Origin of the sequence: Pantoea sp. M_10 (assembly GCF_008631515.1) — a bacterium.
GTDB lineage: Bacteria > Pseudomonadota > Gammaproteobacteria > Enterobacterales > Enterobacteriaceae > Pantoea > Pantoea anthophila.
The window spans coordinates 477,081-503,616 of sequence record NZ_VWUL01000002.1; the positions used below are offsets into that span (position 1 = coordinate 477,081).

At 51.1% G+C, this 26,536-nt stretch carries 23 protein-coding genes; 13 read left to right on the plus strand and 10 right to left on the minus strand.

What is annotated here, in order from left to right:
• Positions 1 to 82: 82 nt before the first annotated feature.
• The 13 genes from galF (at position 83) to gndA (ending at position 17,516) form a co-directional block, all read left to right on the plus strand.
• Positions 83 to 985: a UTP--glucose-1-phosphate uridylyltransferase GalF gene (gene galF / locus F3I47_RS08980; protein ID WP_009089271.1), complete on the plus strand. Its 903-nt coding sequence runs from the start codon at positions 83 to 85 to the stop codon at positions 983 to 985.
• Positions 986 to 1,027: 42 nt separating this feature from the next.
• The gene (galE, locus tag F3I47_RS08985) at positions 1,028 to 2,041 is read left to right on the plus strand and encodes a UDP-glucose 4-epimerase GalE (protein ID WP_009089272.1); all 1,014 of its coding nucleotides are present in this window, start codon (positions 1,028 to 1,030) and stop codon (positions 2,039 to 2,041) included.
• Between the two features lie 432 nt (positions 2,042 to 2,473).
• Positions 2,474 to 3,553, plus strand: a complete 1,080-nt coding sequence (gene rfbB / locus F3I47_RS08990; RefSeq protein WP_111208246.1) for a dTDP-glucose 4,6-dehydratase — start codon at positions 2,474 to 2,476, stop codon at positions 3,551 to 3,553.
• Positions 3,553 to 4,440, plus strand: a complete 888-nt coding sequence (gene rfbD, locus F3I47_RS08995; RefSeq protein ID WP_140922973.1) for a dTDP-4-dehydrorhamnose reductase — start codon at positions 3,553 to 3,555, stop codon at positions 4,438 to 4,440. Before rfbB ends, rfbD begins: the two co-directional genes overlap by 1 nt.
• Positions 4,441 to 4,484: 44 nt before the next feature.
• A complete protein-coding gene (rfbA, locus tag F3I47_RS09000; protein ID WP_150028844.1) occupies positions 4,485 to 5,366 on the plus strand; it encodes a glucose-1-phosphate thymidylyltransferase RfbA in 882 nt (293 codons plus the stop codon).
• Positions 5,366 to 5,899 carry a dTDP-4-dehydrorhamnose 3,5-epimerase gene (gene rfbC, locus F3I47_RS09005; RefSeq protein WP_111208243.1) on the plus strand — a complete coding sequence of 178 codons (534 nt, stop codon included), beginning with the start codon at positions 5,366 to 5,368 and terminating at the stop codon, positions 5,897 to 5,899. The genes rfbA and rfbC overlap by 1 nt, the downstream gene beginning before the upstream one ends.
• A gap of 291 nt (positions 5,900 to 6,190) precedes the next feature.
• Positions 6,191 to 7,027, plus strand: coding sequence for an ABC transporter permease (locus F3I47_RS09010; RefSeq protein WP_150042060.1), 837 nt, complete (start codon positions 6,191 to 6,193; stop codon positions 7,025 to 7,027).
• Positions 7,017 to 8,408, plus strand: coding sequence for an ABC transporter ATP-binding protein (locus F3I47_RS09015; RefSeq protein ID WP_150028843.1), 1,392 nt, complete (start codon positions 7,017 to 7,019; stop codon positions 8,406 to 8,408). The genes F3I47_RS09010 and F3I47_RS09015 overlap by 11 nt, the downstream gene beginning before the upstream one ends.
• Complete coding sequence (locus tag F3I47_RS09020) at positions 8,401 to 12,327, plus strand: glycosyltransferase (RefSeq protein WP_150042062.1); 3,927 nt, start codon at positions 8,401 to 8,403, stop codon at positions 12,325 to 12,327. The genes F3I47_RS09015 and F3I47_RS09020 overlap by 8 nt, the downstream gene beginning before the upstream one ends.
• Before the next feature lie 44 nt (positions 12,328 to 12,371).
• Positions 12,372 to 14,159 (plus strand): haloacid dehalogenase, encoded by a 1,788-nt coding sequence (locus F3I47_RS09025; protein ID WP_150041089.1) that lies wholly within the window; start codon positions 12,372 to 12,374, stop codon positions 14,157 to 14,159.
• A complete protein-coding gene (locus F3I47_RS09030; RefSeq protein WP_150028839.1) occupies positions 14,153 to 15,085 on the plus strand; it encodes a glycosyltransferase family 2 protein in 933 nt (310 codons plus the stop codon). Before F3I47_RS09025 ends, F3I47_RS09030 begins: the two co-directional genes overlap by 7 nt.
• Positions 15,086 to 15,098: 13 nt before the next feature.
• On the plus strand, positions 15,099 to 15,914 hold the full coding sequence (locus F3I47_RS09035) for a glycosyltransferase (protein WP_150028838.1): 816 nt from the start codon (positions 15,099 to 15,101) through the stop codon (positions 15,912 to 15,914).
• A gap of 192 nt (positions 15,915 to 16,106) precedes the next feature.
• Entirely contained in the window at positions 16,107 to 17,516 is a 1,410-nt protein-coding gene (gene gndA, locus F3I47_RS09040; RefSeq protein WP_150028837.1) for an NADP-dependent phosphogluconate dehydrogenase, read from the plus strand.
• A gap of 35 nt (positions 17,517 to 17,551) precedes the next feature.
• Here the strand turns inward: gndA and F3I47_RS09045 are convergent, their stop codons facing one another.
• The 10 genes from F3I47_RS09045 to hisD all read right to left on the minus strand — a co-directional run bounded on the left by F3I47_RS09045 (position 17,552) and on the right by hisD (position 26,535).
• Complete coding sequence (locus F3I47_RS09045; protein WP_140029023.1) at positions 17,552 to 18,850, minus strand: succinylglutamate desuccinylase/aspartoacylase family protein; 1,299 nt, start codon at positions 18,848 to 18,850, stop codon at positions 17,552 to 17,554.
• Positions 18,851 to 18,954: 104 nt separating this feature from the next.
• On the minus strand, positions 18,955 to 19,746 hold the full coding sequence (locus F3I47_RS09050) for an ABC transporter substrate-binding protein (protein ID WP_150028836.1): 792 nt from the start codon (positions 19,744 to 19,746) through the stop codon (positions 18,955 to 18,957).
• 66 nt (positions 19,747 to 19,812) lie between these two features.
• Positions 19,813 to 20,289 carry a YbaK/prolyl-tRNA synthetase associated domain-containing protein gene (locus F3I47_RS09055; RefSeq protein ID WP_150028835.1) on the minus strand — a complete coding sequence of 159 codons (477 nt, stop codon included), beginning with the start codon at positions 20,287 to 20,289 and terminating at the stop codon, positions 19,813 to 19,815.
• A 114-nt stretch (positions 20,290 to 20,403) separates the two neighbouring features.
• A complete protein-coding gene (gene hisIE / locus F3I47_RS09060) occupies positions 20,404 to 21,015 on the minus strand; it encodes a bifunctional phosphoribosyl-AMP cyclohydrolase/phosphoribosyl-ATP diphosphatase HisIE (RefSeq protein ID WP_150028834.1) in 612 nt (203 codons plus the stop codon).
• On the minus strand, positions 21,009 to 21,785 hold the full coding sequence (hisF, locus tag F3I47_RS09065) for an imidazole glycerol phosphate synthase subunit HisF (RefSeq protein WP_009089307.1): 777 nt from the start codon (positions 21,783 to 21,785) through the stop codon (positions 21,009 to 21,011). The genes hisIE and hisF overlap by 7 nt, the downstream gene beginning before the upstream one ends.
• Positions 21,767 to 22,504, minus strand: coding sequence for a 1-(5-phosphoribosyl)-5-[(5-phosphoribosylamino)methylideneamino]imidazole-4-carboxamide isomerase (gene hisA / locus F3I47_RS09070; RefSeq protein ID WP_150028833.1), 738 nt, complete (start codon positions 22,502 to 22,504; stop codon positions 21,767 to 21,769). The genes hisF and hisA overlap by 19 nt, the downstream gene beginning before the upstream one ends.
• Positions 22,504 to 23,094, minus strand: coding sequence for an imidazole glycerol phosphate synthase subunit HisH (hisH, locus tag F3I47_RS09075; protein ID WP_046102181.1), 591 nt, complete (start codon positions 23,092 to 23,094; stop codon positions 22,504 to 22,506). The genes hisA and hisH overlap by 1 nt, the downstream gene beginning before the upstream one ends.
• On the minus strand, positions 23,094 to 24,161 hold the full coding sequence (hisB, locus tag F3I47_RS09080) for a bifunctional histidinol-phosphatase/imidazoleglycerol-phosphate dehydratase HisB (protein WP_150028832.1): 1,068 nt from the start codon (positions 24,159 to 24,161) through the stop codon (positions 23,094 to 23,096). The genes hisH and hisB overlap by 1 nt, the downstream gene beginning before the upstream one ends.
• Positions 24,158 to 25,234, minus strand: coding sequence for a histidinol-phosphate transaminase (hisC, locus tag F3I47_RS09085; RefSeq protein WP_140925582.1), 1,077 nt, complete (start codon positions 25,232 to 25,234; stop codon positions 24,158 to 24,160). Before hisC ends, hisB begins: the two co-directional genes overlap by 4 nt.
• Complete coding sequence (hisD, locus tag F3I47_RS09090) at positions 25,231 to 26,535, minus strand: histidinol dehydrogenase (protein WP_150028831.1); 1,305 nt, start codon at positions 26,533 to 26,535, stop codon at positions 25,231 to 25,233. Before hisD ends, hisC begins: the two co-directional genes overlap by 4 nt.
• Position 26,536: the final 1 nt, after the last annotated feature.

Genomic DNA, 26,536 nt, shown 5'->3' on the forward strand with positions numbered 1-26,536 from the left:
TTTTCAGATAAAGATTATACTTGCTCTTCCGGCCGATCCTGCATAATCGACCCACATCTTCATTTTATTAAACGGAATAAATATGACCAAGCTTAAAGCAGTAATCCCGGTTGCGGGCCTCGGTATGCATATGCTCCCTGCGACTAAAGCCATTCCGAAAGAGATGCTGCCTGTCGTCGACAAACCGATGATCCAGTACATCGTTGACGAATGTGTTGCCGCAGGTATTAAAGAGATCGTGCTGGTCACGCATGCATCGAAAAATGCGGTCGAGAACCACTTCGATACCACTTATGAACTGGAAGCGCTGTTGGAAGCGCGTGTGAAGCGTCAGCTGCTGAGCGAAGTGCAGTCTATCTGCCCGCCGGGCGTGACCATCATGAACGTGCGTCAGGCACAGCCGCTGGGTCTGGGCCACTCGATTCTCTGCGCCCGTCCGATGATCGGTGATAATCCGTTTGTCGTGGTGCTGCCGGACGTGCTGCTGGATGATTCCACTGCTGACCACCTGCGTTATAATCTCGCGGCGATGGTTGCCCGTTTTGAAGAGACCGGCCACAGTCAGGTTCTGGCACAGCATATGCCTGCCTCCGACCTCTCTGAGTACTCGGTGATCACCACCGAAGAGCCGATCAACAACCCAGGCGATATCAGCCGTATCACCAACTTTGTTGAGAAGCCAGAGCATCCGGCTGAGCTGAACTCTGACCTGGCTGCGGTAGGGCGCTATGTGCTCTCTGCGGACATCTGGGCTGAACTGGAGCGCACTGAACCGGGCGCCTGGGGCCGTATCCAGCTGACCGATGCGATCGCCAGCCTGAGCAAAAACAAACCTGTTGATGTTTCACTGCTGACCGGTCACAGCTTCGACTGCGGTCGTAAACTGGGTTACATGCAGGCGTTCGTCTCTTACGGACTGCGTAACAACGCCCAGGGCCGCGATTTCCGCGAAGCGATTCAGAACATCCTGGCAAAACAACAGTAATTACTTTGCCGCGCACTGCGCGGCAGCTTACAAGGAGTGCACATGGCTATTTTGGTAACGGGCGGGGCAGGCTATATCGGTTCCCATACCGTACTGGCGCTGCTGCAGCGTGGTGATGATGTGGTGGTGCTGGATAACCTCTGCAATGCCTCACGCGAAGCGATCAACCGCGTTGAAAAGCTGGCGGGGAAGAAAGCGACCTTCGTCGAAGGCGACATCCGTGACCGCGCCTGCCTGCGCGACCTGTTTGCCTCAAACAGCATTTCCGCCGTCATCCACTTCGCCGCGCTGAAAGCGGTCGGAGAGTCGACGCGTATGCCTCTGGAGTACTACGAGAACAACGTCGCGGGTACGGTAGTGCTGCTGGAAGAGATGCGTAACGCGGGCGTCTGGAACTTCATCTTCAGTTCATCGGCCACCGTTTATGGCGCGGATGCACCGGTTCCCTATGTGGAAACAACCCCGATTGGCGGCACCACCAGTCCTTACGGCACTTCTAAGCTGATGATCGAGTTCGTCATGCGTGACTTTGCTAAGGCAGAGCCGAAGTTTAAGGCGATTGCGCTGCGCTACTTCAACCCGGTTGGCGCGCATGAGTCAGGCGAAATCGGCGAAGACCCGACCGGCATCCCGAATAACCTGCTGCCTTACATCGCACAGGTCGCGATTGGTCGTCTGGAGAAGCTGGGTGTGTTTGGCGGTGACTACGATACGCCAGACGGCACCTGCCTGCGTGACTACATCCATGTGGTCGACCTGGCTGAAGGACACCTGAAAGCGCTGGACCATCTGAGCAAAGTTGAGGGTTACACCGCCTTTAACCTCGGCGGCGGCAAAGGGTTCTCGGTTCTTGAGATGATCAAGGCGTTTGAGCAGGCCTCCGGCAAAGCGATTCCGTTTGAGATCAAACCCCGTCGTGACGGCGACCTGCCTGCCTTCTGGGCGGATGCGTCCCTGGCGAACCGTGAGCTCGACTGGCGCGTGACGCGCGGCATCGATGAGATGATGCGCGATACGTGGAACTGGCAGAGTAAGAACCCGGATGGGTTCCGGTAGTTGAAAAAAGGCGAACTGAGGTTCGCCTTTTTTAATGTTTACATTGAAATATCTTATCGACCCTTTCTCACTATTCTGATTGTCTCGTCCTGGCACATCAGTAACCATCCCCTGCGTCAGTCAAGCGCTCATAAGTTGAACTAACACCTGTTAAACAAACGCATTTTATTCGTAATAGCCATACCTGAGTGATAGAATTTGCGATTGTTGAATGATAAACCCACTTAAACAATTTCATTAATAAAGTGATATCAATCAATGAAATGCTGATCGTGAAGCGAGTGCTCGGTATCAGCATAGTCATTCGTCTGAAGACAATCAGCATTGTGGGAGCTGTAACCCAGGGGCGGTAGCGTGCTCTGGACGCATATGATTGTCTGCATTTTATACAGGCACCCATGCCTCAGATAGCTTGTCAGGAATAAACACGTTATGAAGATACTTATCACTGGTGGTGCAGGTTTTATCGGTTCGGCAGTTGTCCGTCATGTTATTAACAATACGAATGATGAAGTTATAAACGTTGATAAACTGACTTATGCAGGCAACCTGGAGTCATTAAAAGACGTCAGCGACAGCTCCCGCTACACGTTCAGACAGGTTGATATCTGTGATGGACAGGCTGTCACTGACGTACTGAATGAATTTCAGCCAGATGCCATCATGCACCTAGCCGCTGAAAGCCATGTTGACCGTTCAATTACTGGTCCGGCAGAGTTTGTTCAGACGAACGTGGTAGGCACCTATGCTCTGTTAGAGGCGGCACGTCATTACTGGAGTGCCTTACCTGAAGCACGAAAAAATGCCTTCCGTTTTCACCATATCTCGACGGATGAAGTTTATGGTGATCTGCCGCATCCGGATGAAATGGATGGCGAGCTGCCATTGTTTACCGAAGAGACACCTTATGCGCCGAGCAGCCCTTACTCCTCGACTAAAGCTGCCAGCGATCATCTGGTTCGCGCATGGGGCCGCACCTACAAGTTGCCGGTGATTGTCACTAACTGCTCAAACAACTATGGTCCTTATCACTTCCCGGAAAAATTGATCCCGTTGATCATCAGCAATGCGCTTGAAGGCAAACCACTGCCAATCTACGGTAAAGGCGATCAGATCCGTGACTGGCTCTATGTTGAAGACCACGCGCGCGCACTCTATACCGTGGTGAAAAATGCAAAAACCGGGACTACTTACAACATCGGTGGCCATAACGAAAAGAAAAACATCGATGTAGTGCTGAAGGTCTGCGAATTGCTGGATGAGTTGCGTCCAAAAGCAACCCCGTATAGCGATCAGATTACCTACGTTCAGGATCGCCCGGGACACGATCGCCGTTACGCGATCGATGCTGCTAAAATTGAAAAAGATTTGGGCTGGAAACCGGAAGAGACCTTTGAAACAGGTCTGAAGAAAACTGTCGAATGGTACCTGAACAATTCACAATGGGTTGAGCATGTAAAGAGTGGTGCCTATCAGAACTGGATCGAACAAAACTACGAGAAACGTAGCTAATGGATATTCTGCTTTTTGGTAAGAACGGTCAGGTTGGCTGGGAGTTACAGCGTGCACTGGCACCGCTGGGTAATCTGATTGTCGTAGATCGTCACTCTACTGACTTCTGTGGCGATTTTGAAAATCCTGAGGGGATTGCAGAGACAGTTCGCAGAATCAGGCCAGCCGTTATCGTCAATGCTACTGCCTATACCGCAGTGGATAAGGCTGAGTCAGAAGAGGACAAAGCCCGTCTGGTCAATGCTACCTCAATTGATGCGCTGGCCAGAGCGGCCGAAGAAACTGGCGCGTGGTTGATTCATTACTCAACCGACTATGTGTTTGATGGATCGGGTTCTCAACCCTGGCGTGAAGACGATGCAACAGCGCCACTGAATGTCTATGGGCAGACCAAGCTGGAAGGGGAGCAGGCCATCGTCAGTAACATGACGAAATACCTCATCTTCCGTACCAGCTGGGTCTATGCCGCAAAGGGAAATAACTTCGCTAAGACTATGCTTAAACTGGCAAAAGATCGTGATGCATTGTCTGTGATTAACGATCAGTATGGCGCGCCAACTGGAGCAGAACTCATCGCGGATAGCACTGCTCACGCAATCAGAGTGGCGCTGGGTAACAGCAGCGTTGCTGGCATTTACCATCTTATTGCAGCAGGTGAGACCACCTGGCATGCCTATGCCACTAAAGTGATTGAGTTTGCGAAAGCACAGGGTGTTGAGCTTCAGGTTCAGACAATTAATGCGGTACCCACCAGTGCATTCCCGACACCGGCTAAACGCCCGGCTAACTCAAGACTGAATACAGAGAAGTTCCAGCAGGCTTTCGGTCTGACACTGCCGGACTGGTCTGTGGGCGTCGAACGTATGTTGCTTGAAACTCTTATTTAATAGCCGCAGGCTGCACAAGCGGCCTGGTCAATTAAGGTGAAATAGTGAAAAAGAATAAAGGTATTATTCTCGCTGGTGGCTCAGGAACACGCCTCTACCCGGTGACGATGGCAGTGAGTAAGCAACTGCTTCCGGTCTATGATAAGCCAATGATTTATTATCCACTCAGCACGTTAATGCTGGCTGGTATCAACGATATTCTGATCATCAGTACGCCGCAGGATACGCCACGCTTTGAGAGTCTGTTAGGCGATGGTTCCCAGTGGGGGATTTCGATTCAGTATAAAGTTCAGCCAAGTCCGGATGGCCTGGCGCAGGCCTTCATTATCGGTGAAGAGTTTATTGGTGAGGATTCTGTCGCTCTTATTCTGGGCGATAATATTTTCTACGGGCATGACCTTTACAAGCAGCTTGAAGCCGCGTCTGTGAAAGACGAAGGGGCCACGGTCTTTGCCTACCACGTGACCGATCCTGAGCGCTATGGTGTTGTCGAGTTTGACAGCGAAGGTAAAGCTGTTTCACTGGTAGAAAAACCTGAGCATCCTCGCAGTAACTATGCCGTAACCGGACTCTATTTTTACGATAACCGCGTGGTTGAGATGGCGAAAAACCTCAAGCCATCACCGCGCGGCGAACTGGAGATAACGGACATCAACCGCATCTACATGGAGCAGGGTAAGCTTTCTGTTTCCATTATGGGCCGCGGACATGCCTGGCTGGATACCGGCACGCATCAGAGCCTGATGGAAGCGAATAATTTCATCCAGACCATAGAATCACGTCAGGGGCTGAAAGTCGCTTGTCCGGAAGAAATTGCCTTCAGAATGGGTTTCATTAATAAAGCGCAATTACAGGAACTGGCTAAGCCCTATCTTAAAAATGAATATGGCAAATACCTGATGGCGCTGGTGGAAGGGCGTTTATAATGAAGATTATCGATACTAAAATTGCTGATGTAAAAATTATTGAGCCAAAAGTCTTTGGTGATGAACGTGGTTTTTTCCTGGAAACGTTCCAGAGTGAAAAATATAAGCGCGCGCTTAACATTGAAGGTGAATTTGTTCAGGATAACCATTCGCGCTCAGCAAAAAATGTGTTAAGAGGTTTACACTTCCAGCGCAATAATCCTCAGGGCAAGCTGGTTCGTGTTGTAAGAGGGGAAGTTTTTGATGTCGCAGTCGACATCAGGCCTGAATCACCAACCTATAAACAGTGGGTTGGCGTCTATCTGTCAGAAGAAAATAAGACGCAATTCTGGGTTCCGCCAGGCTTAGCACATGGCTTCGTCGTAATTTCAGATTTTGCAGATTTTGAATATAAATGTACCAACTATTATGATCCTTCAAGCGAAGGCTGTCTGTCATGGAATGACCCTGAATTAGGCATTGACTGGCCTGTTTCAGATCCTATCTTATCTGAAAAAGATAAAGCCGGATTACTCCTGTCCGAACTGAAGTGATTATTTTGATTTGTTAAAGTTAAGGATGAGCCAATAAAAATGGCCATCCTTTACTTGTTTTAAGGCGCAGTGTCGCTGAAATTCCACCACAGATTGTATCAATAAAGATTGAGAAGAAAGCTCAGTTTACGCCAGAATTTAACCGACAGGCCCGGATGCCTTTTAAAACACGAGAAAATATTAATCATCGTGTGTCTGGCAATCAGTATTGCCGGGACTATAAGCGTTTGAAGTCAAAATTAGTTCGTAACAGCAGTAAAAACTCCAGCTCAAGCTTTTAAGAGATTACTAATGAATCCGCATAGTTCGAGATCTACCTCACTCTTTTCTCTGATTCGTCAGACATGGGCAAACCGAAATCTCATTTTTCAAATGACCAAACGAGAGGTTGTCGGTCGTTATCGCGGTTCGACAATGGGCATTTTGTGGTCTTTTATTAACCCAGTCTTTATGCTCATGGTTTACACCTTCGTTTTTTCAGTGGTTTTTAAAGCCCGGTGGGGAACCGCTGGCGCGCTGAATGAATCAAAGACTGATTTTGCCGTGATTCTGTTTGTCGGCCTGATTATACATGGTCTTTTTGCCGAAACGCTTAGTCGTGCTCCTTCACTGATACTCGGCAACGTAAACTATGTCAAAAAAGTGGTATTTCCTTTAGAAATACTGCCGGTTGTGAGTTTTTTGAGCGTTCTTTTCCATAGCTTTATCAGTTTGCTCGTTTTAATCACCGCTTTCTTCATTTTCAATGGTTATATCCATTGGACTATCGTTTTTATACCCGTTGTTATTTTGCCATTGGCTCTGCTGACTTTAGGGCTAACCTGGTTCCTATCCTCTTTAGGCGTCTATCTACGCGATGTGGGACAGACAATTACCATAATTATGACCGTGATGATGTTTTTGTCGCCGGTATTCTATCCGATATCTTCACTCCCCGAAAATCTGCGTCCGCTGATAATGCTCAATCCGTTAACGTTCATCATTGAGCAGGCCCGGGCGGTGCTTATATGGGGCAAGTTACCTGATTTTTCTGGTATGGCAATCTACACACTTATCTCACTTTTGATCATGTGGCTGTGTTACGCCTGGTTCCAAAAAACGCGAAAAGGTTTTGCTGATGTCCTTTAATGAAAATGCGATTATTATAGATGGCGTAAGTAAATGTTTTCAGGTGTATGAAAATCCAGTACGACGATTAAAACAGTTTATTGTGCCAAAAGTAGACCGGGTAGTAGGACGCGAAAGCCGGGCTTATCATGAAGATTTTTGGGCTTTAAAGGATGTTTCTTTTGTTTTACCCAAGGGTGAAACAATGGGTATCGTCGGGCGAAATGGTTCGGGCAAATCTACGTTATTGCAGATTATCGCCGGAACATTAACGCCCACATCCGGTAATGTCACCGTTAACGGGCGCGTGGCCGCACTGCTGGAGTTGGGTGCAGGATTTAACAACGACTTCAGCGGACTCGAAAACGTTTACCTCAACGCATCCCTGATGGGATTGACCCGTGAAGAAACTGAATCACGACTTGATGACATTCTTTCGTTCGCTGACATCGGCCACTTCATCCATTCTCCTGTCCGCTCATATTCAAGCGGCATGCTCGTCCGACTGGCTTTTGCTGTTCAGGCTCAGATCGAACCGGAAGTGTTGATCGTGGACGAAGCTCTTGCCGTGGGAGATGCAAAGTTCCAGGCTAAATGTTTTGCCCGGTTGAAAAAGCTCAAACAAAATGGCACCTCCATTCTCTTTGTTTCCCATGCAACCGAGCAGATCGTAACGCATTGTGATCGGGCATTACTGCTTGATGGGGGGATTACGCAGGAGTGTGGTGCACCCCGTGAAGTGATAAACCGCTATCTGGATATTTTATTCGGAAAAAAACGCGATAATGACAGCACGCGTGCCGATGTGGATAAGCAAATCGCGCTGGCGGCTAAAGGTGAAGAGGAGCGGCTGGAGCGGGAAACTGATCTGGAAACAGCGGCGGAGGGTAACACAGAAAGCCATCGCAGGCTGAACAGCGTGTTCGATGAGCGGCCCCATTACAATCCCTCAGAATACCGGTGGGGAGATAAGGCGGCAGAAATTTATGACTATCATTTTGAACAGGATGGTCAGGCATTCCCGGGTATCTTTGAACCTAAACTGCCCATTAACTTTCTGTTTAAAGTCATTTGTCATGACTATATTTTCAGACCTATTTTTGGTTTTGCGATCAAAACCAAAGAGGGTGTCACCATCTACAATACCAACAGTGAGTGGCAGGCCGTTTCGATCGTCGAAGAGGCAAAGCCCGATCAGTCCTTTATCGTATCGGTAACACTGCCAAATCTTCTTTTTGAAGGCGACTATTTTGTTTCTGTGGGCATCGCGAGTAGTAACACGCAGGGCGAAATAATCCCTCATGATCGTCGCTATGACTCAATTCATTTGCCTGTAGGACCTGTGGGTACTTTTACCGGTTTGGCCGATTTAAACGCGAGAATAAAACTTGAAAATGGCTAATTTAGAAAAAATTTTATCAGATGCTGGTTTTCAGAAAAATGAAAAGACGACCCTTTGGTCGCCTTCAGACATGAAGGATTTTGCGTATAGCGACGGCGAAGAGACTGAAAACTACATATACAAAACAATCAGTGAAGTATCAGACGTCAGCGTTGACTCAAAAGAATTAGAACCCTTCATTGTAGACTGGCCTTCAACCTATCATCTTAGCCCTGTTCGTTCGAACCTGTTACGCCCCTTCCAGGAGTGGATGAAGGGGAAAAGAATATTAGAAATCGGTTGTGGATGTGGTGCAATCAGCCGGTTCCTCGGTGAGAATGCGGCAGAGGTCGTCTCTGTTGAAGGAAGTTTCCGTCGCGCCACGATTGCCCGCTCACGCTGTCGTGATCTTCCGAATGTCACTGTCATTTGTGCGCCTTCCGATACGCTCCCGGATTTCGGTGATTTCGATGCGGTTTTACTGATCGGGGTGCTTGAATACGCACGGGTCTTCGTTGGTAAAAACGGTGAGCAGAAGCTTTTGCAGGCGTGCAAAAAACGTCTGAAGAAAGAGGGTAAATTATTTGTAGCCATTGAAAATAAACTGGGCATCAAATATTTCTCGGGCGCACGTGAAGACCATGTGAATTTACCAATGTATGGGCTGAATAACAGTTATGACGAAAAGAGCGTTGTAACGTTTGGTCGTAAAGAGCTGCTAAATGAACTGGATAAAGCCGGTTTTAAGGACACCCTGGAATATATTCCGTTACCGGATTATAAGCTGCCCTGCACAGTGGTCACCCCGCTGGGCTGGCAGAAGCATTCCAGAGCGTTAAGCCAGTTAGCCATGGAAAGCGCACACAAAGAAAAGCAACTTGTACCACAGCATCTGTTCTCAATTGAGCAGGGCATCAAAAACATCTGGAACAATGAAATTGCTGCTGATCTCTCAAGTTCCTTTTTGATGGTCACAAGTGCGGTTAAGCAGGATGCTATTCATGAAAACGTGGCTGCTATTTACTATTCAGATGAGCGTAATGCAGATAAGAAAAAGAATGTAGAATTCATACAGACAGATGAGGGCTTATCTGTATTTTCAGGATCCAGTCAGGACAACGATGTTGAGTCTGCGGATATGGAAAGGTTCATTTATGGCCAATCTCTTTGGACCGATCTTTTACGTATTATCAATCGTCCTCACTGGCGTGTCGAAGAACTGGCGGCATGGGCAAAAGGGTGGCTTGATCAGCTACAGCTCAGAGCGCAGGTGCCGTTAGTGACAGATAAAGATATTGTCCTGCCCGATTCTTATCTGGATGCCTTACCCTTTAATGTGATCAGAAAAGACAACGGTGAGTTTGTCTTCTTTGACCAGGAGTGGCACGCGTCCGACGCCATCACGCTGGGTTATATCGCATATCGCGGTATTTATCACTCCCTGCTACGGGTGACCTCTGCTGGTAATAGCCGAAACTGTATTAGTAATAACATCGCTGAACTAACCACGGCAGTGTTGAATGCTATGGGCTTTTCATGCTCAGGGGCTGACTCACGAAAATATCTGAAGCAGGAGTCAGCTTTTCTGGCGAAAATTCAGCATAAGAATGCTGAAGATATTTACAGCACGCTTAAAGGATTTTCGCTTGCCGTTCGTGCTGAATACTGGACTGACCTGAACGGTCTCAATTCACTAATAAGCCACGAAAAAAACCTCAAAGATCAATACCAGCTGCGTATTGTTAATCTTGAAGAATCACTTAAGAATGAAAGTGATCGCGCCATCAGATTGCAGGATGAATTAAATCAGCTTCATGCACTTCATGAACATCAGAGCCATCTTCTGAACAAATATCGTCATGATGTCGAAACCATTCTGAACTCTGCCAGCTGGAAAATTTCCGCCCCATTACGTGTTGCAGGCCGCCGGGTTCCATTGCAGATAAGACAACCAATTAAGAGAAACTTCTTCAGGCTGTTTTATCTGGGGCAGAGAATAAAAGTAAAATCAGGTAAGGCCATTGCACAGGCGAAGGCTAACAACAGCGGTTTGAAAAAGCGCGTGAGAGAAGTATCGCGCAACGTCTATCTGCAATTACCTGAGCGATATAAAGAAAAAGCATTAAAAATTGCCATGAAAGTAAGGCCTGCCTGGTTCCGGCATCATCCTGCCTTCAATCAGGCTTTATATGAACATACGATTATCAATAATGGCAAAGGTCATAAGCCAGTTTTTCTCTCGCACAGTAATAATGGAACCTACTCGTTCTCTGAACGTCCGGATGAGTACGTTTATATTCCGGCCAGGAAGCCGAATTATTTTGAAGATATTCTCAATGAGTTCGAGGTCAAACCGCTTTTCTCAATAATTGTGCCTATCTACAACACGCCGCTGGATTTACTGGCGTTGATGGTTAAGTCGGTTGAAGATCAATGGTATGACAACTGGGAACTAGTGCTGGCTAATGATTGCAGTCCTGACGAGGAGACCGCACCGGCTCTCGATGCTTTATCCGATCCCCGAATCAAAGTCATTCATATGGAAAAAAATCAGGGGATTGCAGGTGCGACCAACGTTGCGATAGAGAATGCAAGCGGTGATTACATTGTTTTCCTGGATCATGATGATGAATTAACACAGGATTGCCTGTTTGAATTCGTAAAATGCATCAACGAAGAAGATCCTGATTTTATCTACAGTGACGAGGATAAATTCACCCCGGAAGGCAACTATTCTCAGCCTCACTTCAAACCAGACTGGTCGCCAGATACCATGATGGGTACTATGTATACCTGCCACGCAGCATGTGTTCGTCTGAGCACTGCCCGTCAGCTGGGAGGATTACGGACAGAATTTAATGGTTGTCAGGACTGGGACTTCATTCTCAGACTGAGTGAAATTACTCAGAAAATTTCGCATATACCCAAAATTCTTTATCACTGGCGTATTATCCCCGCCTCAGTCGCGTCGGATATTACTGCCAAGCCTTACGTCTTAGCCGCTTCCAGAGCGGTACGTGAAGATGCGCTGAAGCGTCGTGGTATCGAAGGTGTTGTTGAGGAGCTGCCTGGCTATCATGGTTATTTCCGCGTGAATTATGATCTCCGTCCAGAGACCTTAATATCGATCATCATTCCTACGCGGGACAATCATGACGTGCTCGCGCGCTGCATTGATTCAATTCGCACCAAGACCAGTTGGGTTCATTATGAAATAATCGTGGTTGATAACGGATCTCAGAAATCCGAAACGCTTGCGTATCTCGATAAGCTCAAGCTCGAAAGTGCTGTCTCTGTAATACGACACGACCAGCCCTTCAATTTTTCCGAGCTCAATAATATTGGTGTTGCGCACGCTGAGGGGAGTTTGTTACTTTTCCTCAATGATGACACTGAAGTCCTGCAGGACGACTGGCTGAACAGACTGGGCGGCTACGCTCAGCAGAAACACGTGGGTGCTGTTGGCGCTAAACTGGTCTATGCTGACGGGCAGACAATTCAGCATACCGGGGTGCTCAATCTTCAGACAGGCCCTGTGCACGCCTATATTGGACAGGATAAAAACCATCCCGGCTATTTCTTACGCAATCAGATTGAATATAACTGGCTCGCCGTTACAGGAGCATGTCTGATGGTTGCACGTGATAAATATGAGTCGATAAACGGTTTTGATGAATCATTCCCGATCGCTTATAACGATGTTGATATTTGTATGCGTCTGGTTGAAAACGGTTATTATAACGTTATGTGTCAGGCTGTTACGCTAATACATCATGAATCTGTTTCGCGCGGTCTTGATCATATGGATGCTGAAAAAGTAAGACGTTTGCAAAATGAACTGAGTCGTCTGAACAGTAAACATCCGCAGTACTATCAGTATGACCCTTTCTACAATGTCAACTTTGCGTTTAATGGACATAATTTCGAGATCATGAAATGATTAATTGCGATAACACTGTTAACACTGCTTATACGAAAGAAGAGATGGATCTGATTTCGCTTCGTCATTTAGCTAAAGACGCCAGAGTTATCTCTTTTGATTTTTTTGATACTCTTTTTATTCGTCCACTGGACGATCCTGAAGATGCTTTTGATCTGTTAGCGAATAAGTTCTATCTTCCAGACTTCAGACAGTTGCGTCGTAAAGCGCAAAAAAATGCCTTTGCTCAGATGGTCAGAGAGGGCAGAAAAGAGATCACCCTTAAGAATATCTATAATAATTTTCAGGGCACCCGTGGCGGTACTGAAAGCCTGATGGAAGCGGAATATCAGCTTGAGCTGGCTCTGGTCGAGCCAAATCCTTTCTTTGTTGATTTTTTTAACGATTTGATTTCATCGGGTAAAACCGTAGTTATCACTTCAGATATGTATCTTGAAGAGGATTTCTTCCGCGCGGCATTGAAGAAGTATGATATGCCAGACGTGCCGTTGTACATTTCTGCAAGTCGTAATGCGACGAAACGTGATACGGGAGAAATATTCGACTACCTGCTTGCAGAGTGCGAAGTGGAACCGCATCAGGTATTGCACATCGGTGATAATGAACTGGCTGATTTTATTAAGCCACGCGAAAAAAGTATCACTGCATGGCATTACCAATCGCCTCATTTAATCAATAAGGGGAAAAAGCAGCCTCTGGCCTCTTCCCTGATTAACGGCATGATGCGAACCCTGCGGCCTGAAAATGTCGCTGCCGGTTCTTTTCAGCAGCTGGGCTATGAATACCAGGCACCCGCGACCTGGGGCTTCCTTGAATGGATTCGAAAAGAATGCATTACAGACAATGTTGATAAGCTATTGTTTGTTTCCCGTGATGGTTATGCGCTGGAAAGACTGGCATCGCGTTATTTCACGGAAAAGCTGCCTTCTTTCTCCTATTTCATGGGATCCCGGATTGCTTTCAATCTCTCTCTGATGGACGAAGAGAACTTCAGCCAGAACCTGCCCTTCCTGATGTCAGGCTCTGATGGATTATCCCCGGGTGAATTACTGGAGCGTATTGGCGTAGAGCCACCGGCTGAGAGCGTGATGGTCTCAGCCGGTGTTGCACCTGATCTGGTCATTGCCCCAGAAAATTACGAGATAGTTGAAAAGTTTCTTATCGCGCTCCGCGCAGAAATTCTGAAGGTATGTCAGCGTAATCGTCGCGGATTGTTCATTTATCTTCACTCTCTGGGCATTAAAGAGGGCGACACTGTCGCGATGGTAGACGTGGGCTGGAGCGGAACGACTCAGGAAGCGTTTATCCATACTGTCAAGAAATTCATGAACATAAATGTAATTGGCTACTATTTTTGCATTGCCAATACTTTTGAAAGAAAACGTCGTACACCCCATCAGATAATGAAAGCATTTATTGATAATGATACGACCAGTCCGGATTTAGTGGACAGGATTTATGAGAATCGCGTGGCCATAGAGCTATTTTTCTCGGCACCACATAATACGGTTATTGGCTACAAACCGGTTAAAGGGGGTGTTTATCCAGTAACGGATCCTGGCCGGACTAAATCAAAAGATCATAATCTGATTAATGCACAATTGACCGAAGGTGTAGATAGATTTTGTGACGATTTTCTGACGATGGTAGCAAGATTACAGGTGAATCTCACCCCGATGCAGCTGGCGGAACCGCTTATTTCACTGACGACAAAAGATGACTGGCGTAAAAATCATCTTTTCATGCAGATAGAGAATTTTGACTCCTGGGGCAGTACACGTAATAAAGTTGTTAAGTTTCAGGATTACTTCAAGAACCATCCCCAATGTTAACCACACAACATAAGGGACAGGTTGCTATTCTTATGGGCACCTTCAATGGTGCCGCTTTCATCGGCAAGCAACTGCAGTCTATAAAAGATCAGGAGTGGAAAAACTGGTCTTTATGGGTGTCTGATGACGGCTCCTCAGACGATACCCGCTCTGTCACAGAGCGGTTTTTTTCGGGTGCAGAAAATAGCTGCACAGTGCTTGCCGGTCCGAAAAAAGGGTTTTGCGAAAATTTTAAGTCTCTGATTGGCAACCCGGCAATAGAGGCAAATTTTTATGCTTTTGCTGACCAGGATGACATATGGCATCCTGCTAAGCTGTTACGTGCCGTTGAATATCTGCAATCCCTGCCCGACGAGAGCCCGGCACTCTATTGCAGCAGAACCCGGTTAATAGACGAGCATGATCAGGTTCTGGGCTTATCGCCACTTAATGCTAAAAGACCTGGCTTCCCTAACGCATTACTGCAAAATATCGCAAGCGGAAACACCATGGTCTTCAATGCTGCGGCGCGCCAGCTTTTTCTGAAGATACTCGACATGCCTGTTATCGCCCATGACTGGGCGCTTTATTTGCTCGTCACCGCCTGTGGTGGAAGCGTCTTTTATGATCCTGAGCCATCAGTGTTATACCGACAGCACAACGCTAACGTGATTGGCAACGGAATGAAGCTGACACAGCGAGTCAGTAATTTTATTGATGCTCATCAGGGACGCAATCGGCACTGGAATGATGTGAATTTCAGCTTTCTGGCACAACTTAAAGCTGAAATGACTCCTGAAAATCGGGTTGTTTTTGATGCTTTTCGCCAAATCAGGGACAGCGCGTTACCTGCGCGTTTAAAATTATTCAAAGCCTCGGGCGTCTATCATCAAAACCGCCTGGGGCAGATGACGAATTTCTCTTACGCTCTATTTAACAGGTTCTAATTTTGGTAATCTTGTGAAAATAATCGCATCGCTTGTCCTGTATCGTCATGCTTATGAGGATATTTCACGCACGCTGGATTCATTGCTGGCTGAGAAAAGTATTGATAAAGTTTGCATAGTTGACAATGGTGGTCATTGTAACTGGTTAAATGATTATTCTCATCCGAAAGTTTCGGTTTTAACTGTAGCAAATAACAAAGGTTTCGGTGCTGGCCATAATAAAGCCTTTCAGGAATATAAGCATCAGTGTGAATATATGCTGATTTGTAATCCTGATATCAGCTTTGGCTGCGGTGAAGTTGATTCTCTTTATCGATTTACCAAAGAAAATAATCTTTCACTGACTATTCCTAAAGTGATTTACCCTGATGGAACTCTTCAGCATAGTTGTAAGCTGTTGCCGACGCCTTATCAGTTATTCATGCGACGCTTTTGCTCGCGTTATATGAAAGTTTCAAATAACGATTATGAGCTGCATCAAGCTGATTATAGTCGTCCATTTTATGCTCCTTCACTTTCTGGCTGCTTCATGCTTATCAGCCGGCAGGCGCTCGATCATACCAATGGATTTGATGAACACTTTTTCCTCTATATGGAAGATGTGGATCTCTCCAGGCGTGTCTCCGCTTCCGGGCTTGGCATCCAGTATTGTCCTGAATCCACCGTTGTGCATGAATCGCAACGACGCTCATACCAGGATGTTAAATTCCTTTTCTACCATATTGTTTCCGCTGTCCGTTATTTCAACAAATGGGGCTGGTTTAACGATCGTGAAAGAGAGCAGTTTAACGCTAAATGCCTTTCACAGTTTAACTGTAAGAATTCGTAATAAGACAGGTTTGAGATTTTACTTATTGTCGCCTCTCTTATTGTTTAGCAGTGCTTTCCTTCAACACGACCTTAGTGTTACGGATAACATTCTTTAAAAAAATGTTGTATGGTAATCGCTAAGTTAAAATTGTCTGAATTCATAAGTGGGATAGAGCTGAACGGCTCTGTATATATCGATCAGGAGTAAAATATGTCCAAGCAACAGATCGGCGTTGTAGGTATGGCAGTGATGGGCCGCAACCTGGCTCTTAACATTGAGAGCCGCGGTTACACTGTTTCAATCTTCAACCGTTCACGCGAAAAGACTGATGAAGTCATCGCTGAGAACCCGGGCAAGAAACTTGCTCCTTTTTACACCGTTGAAGAGTTTGTCGAATCGCTGGAAAAACCTCGTCGTATCCTGCTGATGGTTCAGGCGGGTGAAGCGACCGATAAGACTATCGCCTCTCTGACTCCACACCTGGATAAAGGCGACATTCTGATTGATGGTGGTAACACCTTCTACAAAGATACTATCCGTCGTAACAAAGAGCTGTCTGACCAGGGCTTCAACTTCATCGGTACCGGTGTTTCCGGCGGGGAAGAGGGCGCACTGAAAGGCCCATCTATCATGCCTGGTGGCCAGAAAGAAGCGTATGAGCTGGTTGCGCCAATCCTGGATAAGATTGCAGCACGTGCCGAAGATGGCGAAGCCTGTGTGGCTTACATCGGTCCAAATGGTGCGGGTCACTATGTGAAGATGGTTCACAACGGCATCGAATATGGCGACATGCAGCTGATTGCTGAAGCTTACGCACTGCTGAAAGGTGCGCTGGGTCTTAGCAATGAAGAGCTGGCTGAAACCTTCACCGACTGGAACAACGGCGAGCTGAGCAGCTACCTGATCGATATCACCAAAGATATCTTCACCAAGAAAGATGAAGACGGTAAATACCTGGTTGATGTGATTCTGGATGAAGCAGCGAACAAAGGCACCGGTAAGTGGACCAGCCAGAGCTCGCTGGATCTCGGCGAACCTCTGTCCCTGATCACCGAATCTGTCTTCGCGCGTTATCTTTCTTCGCTGAAAACCCAGCGTGTCGCGGCGTCTAAAGTCCTGAGCGGTCCACAGGCGCAGGCCTTCACCGGCGACAAAGCTGAGTTTATCGAGAAAGTTCGTCGTGCTCTCTACCTGGGTAAAATCGTCTCTTATGCGCAGGGTTTCTCACAGCTGCGTGCGGCATCAGAAGAGAACAGCTGGGATCTGCACTACGGAGAAATCGCGAAGATTTTCCGTGCTGGCTGCATCATCCGTGCCCAGTTCCTGCAGAAGATCACTGATGCTTATGAAGCAGACGCGGGTATTGCTAACCTGCTGCTGGCGCCTTACTTCAAAGATATCGCGGATCAATATCAGCAGGCGCTGCGTGATGTCGTTTCTTACGCCATCCAGAACGGTATCCCGACGCCGACCTTCTCGGCAGCGATTGCTTACTACGACAGCTATCGTTCAGAAGTCCTGCCTGCTAACCTGATTCAGGCGCAGCGTGACTACTTCGGTGCCCATACTTACAAGCGCATTGATAAAGACGGTGTGTTCCACACCGAGTGGTTAGATTAATCACTAAAAAGGGCTTCCCTCGGGAAGCCCTTTTTTTATCCCACCAGTAAATCTCCGCTGCGAATCTCTTTCTCTCCCGCCAGCCTCACCACCAGCATGCCTGCTGTAGCAAACCTCACCCAGTGCCGTGCATAGAGAATACCGCCATGCTCCGCCACCAGCGGGGTGATGTGGTCCGTCAGTGGATCGACAATCTCAGCCACCACCTCTCCCGGACGAATCTCTGCGCCCAGCGGTTTACGATGCAGAATCAATCCTGACACCGGCGAATGAATATATTCACAGCCAGCCAGAGGTGTCGGCGGGTTTTTCAGGGCAGGGGAGGAGGCCGCAAAACCCTCACTATGGCGTTCTTTTATCACGCCAGTCTCTCCCGGCGCTTCAGCCGCATCGGGTACGGTTAAACCGATGGGGCCGTCATTGATGGCCACCACATCTTCCCCGCCTGCGCTCGCCGGGACCAGCTCATCACCGCCAATAACGGGCGCGGCCACTTCCACAGAAATTGAAGGTTCGCTGTAGCCGATATAGCCGCCCTCCTGCAACGCTGAAATAATGGCATCGGCATCCTTTTCTGCCTGCTCAGGTGAGACATCACGCACGCCACGCAGCTCCAGCGTCACCGGCAGCAGCCCGCGTGGCATCGGATACGCTTTGCCAAACCGCTCCGCCAGCGTCAGCCAGGGTTCGCAGCAGGCTTCATCAAAGGGTTCGCCGCCGGAGATTTGCGCCAGCAACTGCACTTCACTGCCCAGCCAGCGTGCCAGCGGCTCAATATCCGGCCACGCATGCGGGGTGGTGTAGAGATGTGGCACGGCTTCCCAGTCGCAGTGCAGGTCAATCATCAGATCGGCCTGGCTGGCCATTCGCATCAGCGTGTAGCGCTGTGCATCGAGTTCGGTCTTAGGGACGGTATCGCGGTAGTGGCGATCGATCGCCTCGCGGATCAGGCTTCTGTTCTGCGATTCACTCTGGGTCAGGCTCTCAGCCAGCCCGGCCGCCAGGGTGGTGCCCAGTGAGGGGAAACGGCGATTAAAATCCTGACCGGAGAGGGTATGAAAACGTCCGAGGTGAGTGCCGTGCCAGTGCTGGCCCAGTGCCAGAGGATTGGCAACCGGCACCAGCGTAAAGGCGGCTTTGAGTTGCCCGGCGGATTCCAGCGCCTGCAGCCGCTGTTTCAGAAACCACGCCACCGCCATCCCCGGCAGTTCATCGCCGTGCAATGCCGCCTGGATATAGACCTGACGCTCATGCTCCTGAGCAAAGTGAAAGCTGATGATTTCACGCTGGGTGCCTAAAGAGGCGCTTAACAGTGGATGATGTTGTTGATGCATACCGTGTTAATGTCCTTAATCGGCAAAGGACGACAGCGCGCCGTCCCGAAAAGGTTAGAGTATAGTGCCGGATCGCGGTGAGGACGAAAATGGGGCCCGCGACACTACTGCTGAATAGAGATATCCGTGGCGAAGTAGCGCTTCTGAATCTCATCAAAGGTGCCGTTCTTTTTGATGTCGGCAAAGGCGTTATCCAGCGCGGTTTTCAGCTCACTGTCGCCTTTACGCAGGCCAATCGCCGTGCCGGGGCCGATGATCGGATCCTGAATAATCGGACCGGCCAGCTCAAACGCTTTGCCCTGTGGCTGTTTGAGGAATCCGATAGCCGCCTGTGCCGCATCGGTAAAGACCGCGTCCAGCCTGCCTGAAACCAGATCGCTTTCTACCTGTGCCTGATCGCCATAAGGGACGACGGTCACACCATGAGGCTGCCATTTCGCCAGGGCATAGCGCTCCTGAACCGTTCCCTGTTCCACGCCAACCGTTTTTCCTTTCAGAGACTCGACGGTGGGCAGGATGCCGGCGCCTTTACGGGCAATCAGTTGAGTGTGGGTGTCATACAGCGGCACGGTAAAGTCAATCTGCTTCAGGCGCTCTTCCGTAATGCCCATATCTGACAGGATGGCATCAAACTTACGTGCTTTCAGCGCGGGAATCATGCCGTCAAACTGGCTTTCGACCCAGACGCATTTCGCCTGCATCTGTTTACAGAGTGCGTTGCCCAGATCAATGTCAAAGCCGACCAGCTTGCCCTGGGGCGTTTTCGATTCAAACGGCGGATAGGTCGGGTCAACCGCGAAACGCACCTGTTCAATTTTTGCCTGCGCGCCAAATGCACAGCCTGCCAGAAGGGTGACAGCCAGCGTCTGACGCAGGCGTTGAGTGAAAATGTTCATGATTTTGCTCTTATTCTGTCGTGATGAGTGATTATGCAGAGTATCGCCGGGCTGCCAGGATGGCAATTATTGCGTTATCTCTATCACGTCAGCCTTGCACAGCGCCCGGTAGTCTTCGGTGTTCAGGATCACTGAGCGCTCCAGCAGACCGGCGTTAAATGCGATCTCCGGATAACGTTCAAACAGCGCGGGGTCCACAATCAGTCGGAGGTCGGGATGAAAGCTGAATGGCGGTATCGCCCCGAATACGCAGCCGGTGAGCAGATCGGCCTCCGCCGGGCTGGCAAGTGAGGCGCGTCGTCCACCGGCCGCCGCGGCGACTTTGCCCAGATCGGCCTGCCGATCGGCCGGTAACACCGCCAGCACATGCTGTTTAACGCCGTTGCCCTTTACATGGCAGACCAGCGCTTTCGCGCCCTGACCGATTTCGGTGCCGCGTATTGCCGCGACGGCCTCGCACTTACCGGTCGGCTCATGCTCCATCAGGCGGTAGCGTGCCTGATGCTGCTCCAGCAGGGCGATTAACTTTTCATGGGTGGTCATGGTCTTCTCCCGGGAAGATGAGCGGTGATCACTAAGGGGGAGCGGTGCAGGATATGAGAAGAATGCTGCTCAGAATCCGCATAAAAACGGCATTCTGAGCAGTATGTTGCACATTTACTGATGGCGGGCGCGCAGGTTATTGATCACCGTGCTGAAGTCGAGATCCTGATCCTGCAACAGCACCATCAGATGATAAACCAGGTCTGAGGCTTCATTGGTGAGCTCATGCCGGTCATTGACGGTTGCCGCCAGCGCGGTTTCCACCCCTTCTTCACCCACTTTCTGCGCGATACGCTTGGTGCCGCTGGCGTAGAGGCGGGCGGTGTAGGAGCTCTCCGGATCGGCTGTTTTGCGCGAAGCGAGCAGCTGCTCCAGCTGATAAAGGAAGGTCCACTCCGGTGCCGCGGGGGAGAAGCAGCTGCTGGTGCCCAGATGGCAGGTCGGGCCAATCGGATTGGCCAGGATCAGCAGCGTGTCGTTGTCGCAGTCTGGCGTAATGCTCACTACCTGCAGAAAGTTGCCGGAGGTTTCACCTTTAGTCCACAAACGGTTTTTGGTGCGGGAGAAAAAGGTGACGTTGCCTTCAGCCAGCGTTTTTTCCAGTGCCGCCGGATTCATGTAGCCATGCATCAGGACTTCGCCTGAGACATTGTGCTGCACGATGACCGGCATCATGCCTTCTGTTTTGTCCCAGTCGAGCTGAGCCTGTTGTTGTTCGGTTAGCACGCGCGAATCTCCACTCCGTTGTCGATCAGGAAGCTCTTCAGCTCTCCGATATTAATAATCTGCTTATGGAATACCGAGGCGGCCAGCGCCCCATCAACATTGGCTTCGGTAAAGGCTTCCAGGAAGTGCTGCATCGTACCTGCGCCGCCAGAGGCGATCAGCGGCACCTTGCAGACATCCCGCATTTTCTTCAGCTGCACCAAATCATAGCCATTACGCACGCCATCCTGATTCATCATGTTCAGCACGATTTCACCCGCGCCCAGCTTCTGCACTTCCTGCACCCACTCCAGCGTTTCCCACTGGGTCACGCGGGTGCGCGCTTCGTCACCGGTGTACTGATTAACCTGATATTTGCCGCTGCTCTCATCGAACCAGGTGTCGATCCCGACCACAATACACTGCACACCGAAACGGTCCGCGAGGCGGGTGATCAGCGTCGGGTCAGCCAGCGCCGGTGAGTTGATCGAAATCTTATCCGCACCAAATTCTAGGATACGCGCCGCGTCTTCGGGGGTTTTGATACCGCCCGCTACGCAGAACGGAATATCGATCACTTCCGCTACCCGCGACACCCAACTCTTGTCCACGACCCGGCCATCGGAGGAGGCGGTGATGTCGTAGAACACCAGTTCGTCAGCCCCTTCGGCGGCGTAGCGCTGGGCCAGCGGCACGATGTCACCGATGATCTCGTGATTACGAAACTGTACGCCTTTGACCACCTGGCCGTCACGCACATCAAGGCAGGGAATTATCCGTTTTGCCAGCATGAGATCGCCTCCGAAACAGTGAATTTATCTTCCAGCAGCGCACGACCGACAATGACGCCCTGAACACCGCTGCCGCGCAGGGCGGCGATATCATTAAGTTCGCCAATGCCGCCAGAGGACTGGAAGGCGACGGACGGGAAGCGTGCGGTCACTTCCTGATAGAGGGCGACGTTGGAGCCAGTGAGGGTGCCGTCACGGGAGATATCCGTGCAGAGCACGTGCTTCAGGCCCACCTGCTGAAAATCGGTAATCACCTCTTCCAGCGTCACGCCTGCCGCTTCCTGCCAGCCACTGATGGCCACTTCTTTACGGTTACTGGCGTCGATACGCACATCCAGCGCCAGCACGATAGCCTCAGCGCCAAACTCGGCAAACCACCGTTTGACCTCTTCCGGCTGTTTGATGGCGGTGGAACCCACCACCACACGACTGGCACCGGCTTCCAGCAGGGCGTGCACATCGTCTCGGCTGCGGATGCCTCCACCGACCTGCACCGTCACATCCACCCCTTCCAGCAGGGTTTTCAGCAGGGGGATCTGACGCTTCGCCGGATCTTTCGCGCCGGTCAAATCCACCAGATGCAGAACGGTTGCGCCCTGACGAACGTAATCCTGCAGACGCGGCAGCGGGTCACTGCCGTAATCGCGCTGCTGCCCATAATCGCCCTGATGCAGACGAACGACTTTACCGTCGATTAAATCTAACGCGGGGATAATCATTACATCTCCAGGAAATTTTTCAGCAACTGTGCGCCCGCTTTGCCCGAACGCTCCGGGTGGAACTGGACGCCGAAGAAGTTATCCTTCTGTACCGCTGCGGTGAAGGCTTCGCCGTAGTGACACTGTGCGATGGTGCTGGCGTTGACCGGCATGGCGTAGCTGTGAACAAAGTAGAAATAGCTGCCATCGTCGATGCCGCGGAACAGGTGATTGCCCGCCTGCGCGGTAATCTGGTTCCAGCCCATGTGCGGCAGCGGCAGACCCTGCGTGTCCATTAACGAAACCGGTTCATCAATAATGCCCAGCGTCGGCACGCCGCCGTTTTCATCGCTGCCGCGTCCCAGCAGCTGCATTCCCAGACAGATCCCCAGCACGGGCTGGGTACAGGCTTTCACCAGATCGATCAGGTCACGCTCTTCCAGCTGCGTCATCGCCGCCTGCGCGGTACCGACGCCCGGCAGAAACAGTTTGTCGGCGCGCAGGACCACATCAGGATCGCGGCTGACTTCCGGGCGGTAGCCCAGACGTTCAATCGCCCATTTCACTGAGGAGAGGTTGGCGCACCCGGTATCCATGATCACCACGTTCATCACAGCACTCCTTTCGAACTCGGCAGGGTATTACCCTCTACGCGAATCGCCTGGCGCAGCGTACGACCAAAGGCTTTGAACAGGCTCTCGACACGGTGATGGTCGTTCTTGCCTTTGGTTTTGAGATGCAGGGTGCTCATCATGGCGTAAGAGAGCGAGCTGAAGAAGTGCTCGACCATCTCGGTGCTGAGGTCACCCACACGCTGGTAGTTGAACTCGGCTTTGAACTCGATGTGCGGACGGCCGGAGATATCGAGCGCACAGCGCGCCAGGCATTCGTCCATCGGCAGCACGAAGCCAAAACGGCCAATACCGCGTTTGTCGCCCAGTGCTTTCAGCAGCGCTTCCCCCAGGGCCAGACCGGTATCTTCCACCGTGTGGTGATCGTCAATATAGAGATCGCCTTTCACTTCAATGTGCATGCGGAAACCGCCGTGCACCGCAATCTGGTCCAGCATGTGGTCGAAGAAGCCCACGCCGGTATTGATCTTACTGCCGCCTTCGCGGTCCAGCCACAGTTCAACCCGAACCTGCGTCTCTTTGGTGTTGCGCTGCACCAGCGCATGACGATCGCGCTGGGTCAGACGCTGCTGGATGGTCTGCCAGCTCTGGCCATCAGCGCCATAGCGGATAGCCTGAATGCCCATATTCTCCGCCAGCTGAACGTCGGTCAGGCGATCGCCGATGACGTAGCTGTTGGCGGTATCGAGCGCGCCCTCCGCCAGCCAGGCTTCCACCATTCTGGTTTTCGGCTTGCGGCAGTCGCAGTGATCGTCCGGCATATGCGGGCAGATCAGCACATCATCAAACGCGATACCCTGTGAGGTCAGTACCTGCATCATCAGATTGTGCGGTCCATCGAAGTCCGCCTGCGGGAAACTGGCGGTGCCGAGACCATCCTGATTGGTGATCATCACCAGCCGATAACCGGCGGTCTGCAGCGCCAGCAGCGCCGGGATAACGTCTGGCTCAAACGCCAGCTTATCCAGTCGGTCAACCTGATAATCTTCAGGCGGCTCAGAGATAAGGGTGCCATCGCGGTCAATAAAAAGGGTCTTCTGGCTCATGCTTGCTCCACAGAAAAGGCTTGCAGCGCGGCGATCACTCGTTCGCACTCTTCACGCGTGCCGATGGAGATGCGCAGGCATCCCGACAGGCCTGGGTTTTTGTTTTGATCACGCAGGATAATGCCCTGATCCCATAAGGTTTTGAAGACTTTAGGCGAATCGGTAAAGCGCGCCAGCACATAGTTGGTTTCACTGGGGAAAACCTGTTCCACGCAGCTCAGCTGAGCCAGTGCATCCAGCAGCCAGCCGCGACTGGCATTCAGCTGCGCCACATGCTCACGCATCAGGGCGATACCCTGCTCGCTGAGCGCCTGACCCGCAACGTCGGCCACGGGCGTCGCCAGCGGGTAGGGGGCAATGACCTTCATCAGCAGGTCGATAACCGGCTTATTTGCCAGCGCAAAGCCACAACGCAGGCCTGCCAGCGCAAAGGCTTTCGAGAGCGTACGCAGGATCACCAGATGCGGATAATCCTTGAGCCATCCGGTCAGGGTCGCCTGCGGGCAGAACTCAATATAAGCCTCATCGGCCACGACCAGCGCTTTTCCGGCGGTCATCGCCAGCAGCTGACGGATATCCTCCTGATTGATTAGGTTGCCGGTCGGGTTGTTGGGGCTGCAGAGATAAACGACTTTCACGCCTTCCAGCTGCTCTGCAATCGCGGGCAGGTTCAGCTGCCAGCCGTCCAGCGCGGGAACGGTGCGGTATTCGATGCCGATGGTTTCGGCGCTGACGCTGTACATGCCATAGGTCGGTGGACAGAACAGAATCGCATCATGACCCGGCTCACAGAAGGCGCGCATGATCAGTTCAATGGCTTCATCCGCGCCGCGGCTCACCAGCACCTGCTCGGGGGTTAAGCCTGCGTAGGCGGCGTAGCGCTCAATCACGATTTTCGGCTGACACTCGGGATAGCGGTTCAGCGTCTGCTGCGACAGCTCAAACGGCACCGGCAGCGGAAACTCGTTGGCGTTAAGCCAGACATCGCCGTTACCACCCAGACGACGCGCCGACATATAGGGGGTCAGAGCGCGCACATTGGCGCGCGCCAGCTGCTCAATATCCTGACTCATGCTTGCTCCTTCAGTGCGGCAACGCGCAGGGTGACGGCATTCCTGTGGGCATCCAGCTGCTCAGCGGCGGCCAGGGTTTCAATCGTCGCGGCCAGGTTCAGGAAACCCTGCGGCGTCAGCTCCTGCACCGTCATGCGTTTCTGAAAATCGGCCAGTCCCAGGCTGGAACAGGTCGCGGTGTAACCGTAAGTTGGCAGGACGTGATTAGTGCCTGACGCGTAATCCCCCGCAGACTCCGGTGACCAGTCGCCCAGGAAGACGGAACCGGCGCTGGTGATGGTGTCCACCAGTTCGCGCGGCTGACGCGTCTGCAGAATCAGGTGCTCCGGGCCGTAGAGGTTAGAAATCGCCACGCACTCTTCAAGGTCACGCGCCACGATCAGGCGACTGCTCTCCAGCGCCTGACGGGCGGTGGCTGCACGCGGAAGCTGTGCCAGCTGCTGTTCAACCGCGTCCGCAACTGCCTCAGCCAGCTTCAGGGAAGGCGTCAGCAGAATCACCTGTGAATCGGGGCCGTGCTCCGCCTGTGAAAGCAGATCAGAGGCGACAAACGCGGGCGTCGCCCCCTCATCGGCGATCACCAGCACTTCAGAGGGGCCTGCCGGCATATCGATTGCCGCGCCATCCAGGCGCTGACTCACCTGACGTTTTGCCTCGGTGACCCACGCGTTGCCCGGACCAAAAATTTTGTCCACGCGCGGCACCGTTTCCGTGCCGAAAGCCATGGCGGCAATAGCCTGCGCGCCGCCCACCTGAAAGACCTCTTCAACACCACACAGCTGCGCGGCATAAAGGATCTCATCGGCAATCGGCGGAGGTGAACAGAGCACCACGCGCCCGCATCCGGCGATGCGTGCCGGTGTTGCCAGCATCAGCACGGTTGAGAAGAGCGGGGCGGAACCGCCGGGGATATAGAGCCCGACCGATTTCACCGGACGGGTAATCTGCTGGCAGCGCACGCCGGGCTGTGTTTCCACATCCACGGGCGGCAGGATCTGGGCATTGTGGAAGGTTTCGATATTCTTCACCGCCACAGCCATCGCCTGCTTCAGTGCGTCACTCAGACGGGCGCTGGCTTCTGCTATTTGCTGTGGAGTCACGCGCAGATGGTCAACCTGCGCCTTGTCGAACCGGGCGCTGAACTTGCGCAGCGCCTCATCACCACCGGACTTCACCTGCTCCAGGACGTCGCGCACCGTCTGTGTGACGTTGTCAGAGGCGGCAATCGCAGGACGTAACAGCAGCGCCTGCTGCTGTTCCGGGGTGCACTGCTGCCATTCAATTGGGGTAGAAAAGGCCATG

What these genes read in the sequence shown, in the direction of transcription:
- galF (WP_009089271.1), top strand. Translation starts at nt 83, where the DNA reads ATGACCAAGCTTAAAGCAGTAATCCCGGTTGCGGGCCTCGGTATGCAT.
- galE (WP_009089272.1), top strand. Translation starts at nt 1,028, where the DNA reads ATGGCTATTTTGGTAACGGGCGGGGCAGGCTATATCGGTTCCCATACC.
- rfbB (WP_111208246.1), top strand. Translation starts at nt 2,474, where the DNA reads ATGAAGATACTTATCACTGGTGGTGCAGGTTTTATCGGTTCGGCAGTT.
- rfbD (WP_140922973.1), top strand. Translation starts at nt 3,553, where the DNA reads ATGGATATTCTGCTTTTTGGTAAGAACGGTCAGGTTGGCTGGGAGTTA.
- rfbC (WP_111208243.1), top strand. Translation starts at nt 5,366, where the DNA reads ATGAAGATTATCGATACTAAAATTGCTGATGTAAAAATTATTGAGCCA.
- F3I47_RS09010 (WP_150042060.1), top strand. Translation starts at nt 6,191, where the DNA reads ATGAATCCGCATAGTTCGAGATCTACCTCACTCTTTTCTCTGATTCGT.
- F3I47_RS09015 (WP_150028843.1), top strand. Translation starts at nt 7,017, where the DNA reads ATGTCCTTTAATGAAAATGCGATTATTATAGATGGCGTAAGTAAATGT.
- F3I47_RS09020 (WP_150042062.1), top strand. Translation starts at nt 8,401, where the DNA reads ATGGCTAATTTAGAAAAAATTTTATCAGATGCTGGTTTTCAGAAAAAT.
- F3I47_RS09025 (WP_150041089.1), top strand. Translation starts at nt 12,372, where the DNA reads ATGGATCTGATTTCGCTTCGTCATTTAGCTAAAGACGCCAGAGTTATC.
- F3I47_RS09030 (WP_150028839.1), top strand. Translation starts at nt 14,153, where the DNA reads ATGTTAACCACACAACATAAGGGACAGGTTGCTATTCTTATGGGCACC.
- gndA (WP_150028837.1), top strand. Translation starts at nt 16,107, where the DNA reads ATGTCCAAGCAACAGATCGGCGTTGTAGGTATGGCAGTGATGGGCCGC.
- F3I47_RS09045 (WP_140029023.1), bottom strand. Translation starts at nt 18,850, where the DNA reads ATGCATCAACAACATCATCCACTGTTAAGCGCCTCTTTAGGCACCCAG.
- F3I47_RS09050 (WP_150028836.1), bottom strand. Translation starts at nt 19,746, where the DNA reads ATGAACATTTTCACTCAACGCCTGCGTCAGACGCTGGCTGTCACCCTT.
- F3I47_RS09055 (WP_150028835.1), bottom strand. Translation starts at nt 20,289, where the DNA reads ATGACCACCCATGAAAAGTTAATCGCCCTGCTGGAGCAGCATCAGGCA.
- hisF (WP_009089307.1), bottom strand. Translation starts at nt 21,785, where the DNA reads ATGCTGGCAAAACGGATAATTCCCTGCCTTGATGTGCGTGACGGCCAG.
- hisA (WP_150028833.1), bottom strand. Translation starts at nt 22,504, where the DNA reads ATGATTATCCCCGCGTTAGATTTAATCGACGGTAAAGTCGTTCGTCTG.
- hisH (WP_046102181.1), bottom strand. Translation starts at nt 23,094, where the DNA reads ATGAACGTGGTGATCATGGATACCGGGTGCGCCAACCTCTCCTCAGTG.
- hisB (WP_150028832.1), bottom strand. Translation starts at nt 24,161, where the DNA reads ATGAGCCAGAAGACCCTTTTTATTGACCGCGATGGCACCCTTATCTCT.
- hisC (WP_140925582.1), bottom strand. Translation starts at nt 25,234, where the DNA reads ATGAGTCAGGATATTGAGCAGCTGGCGCGCGCCAATGTGCGCGCTCTG.
- hisD (WP_150028831.1), bottom strand. Translation starts at nt 26,535, where the DNA reads ATGGCCTTTTCTACCCCAATTGAATGGCAGCAGTGCACCCCGGAACAG.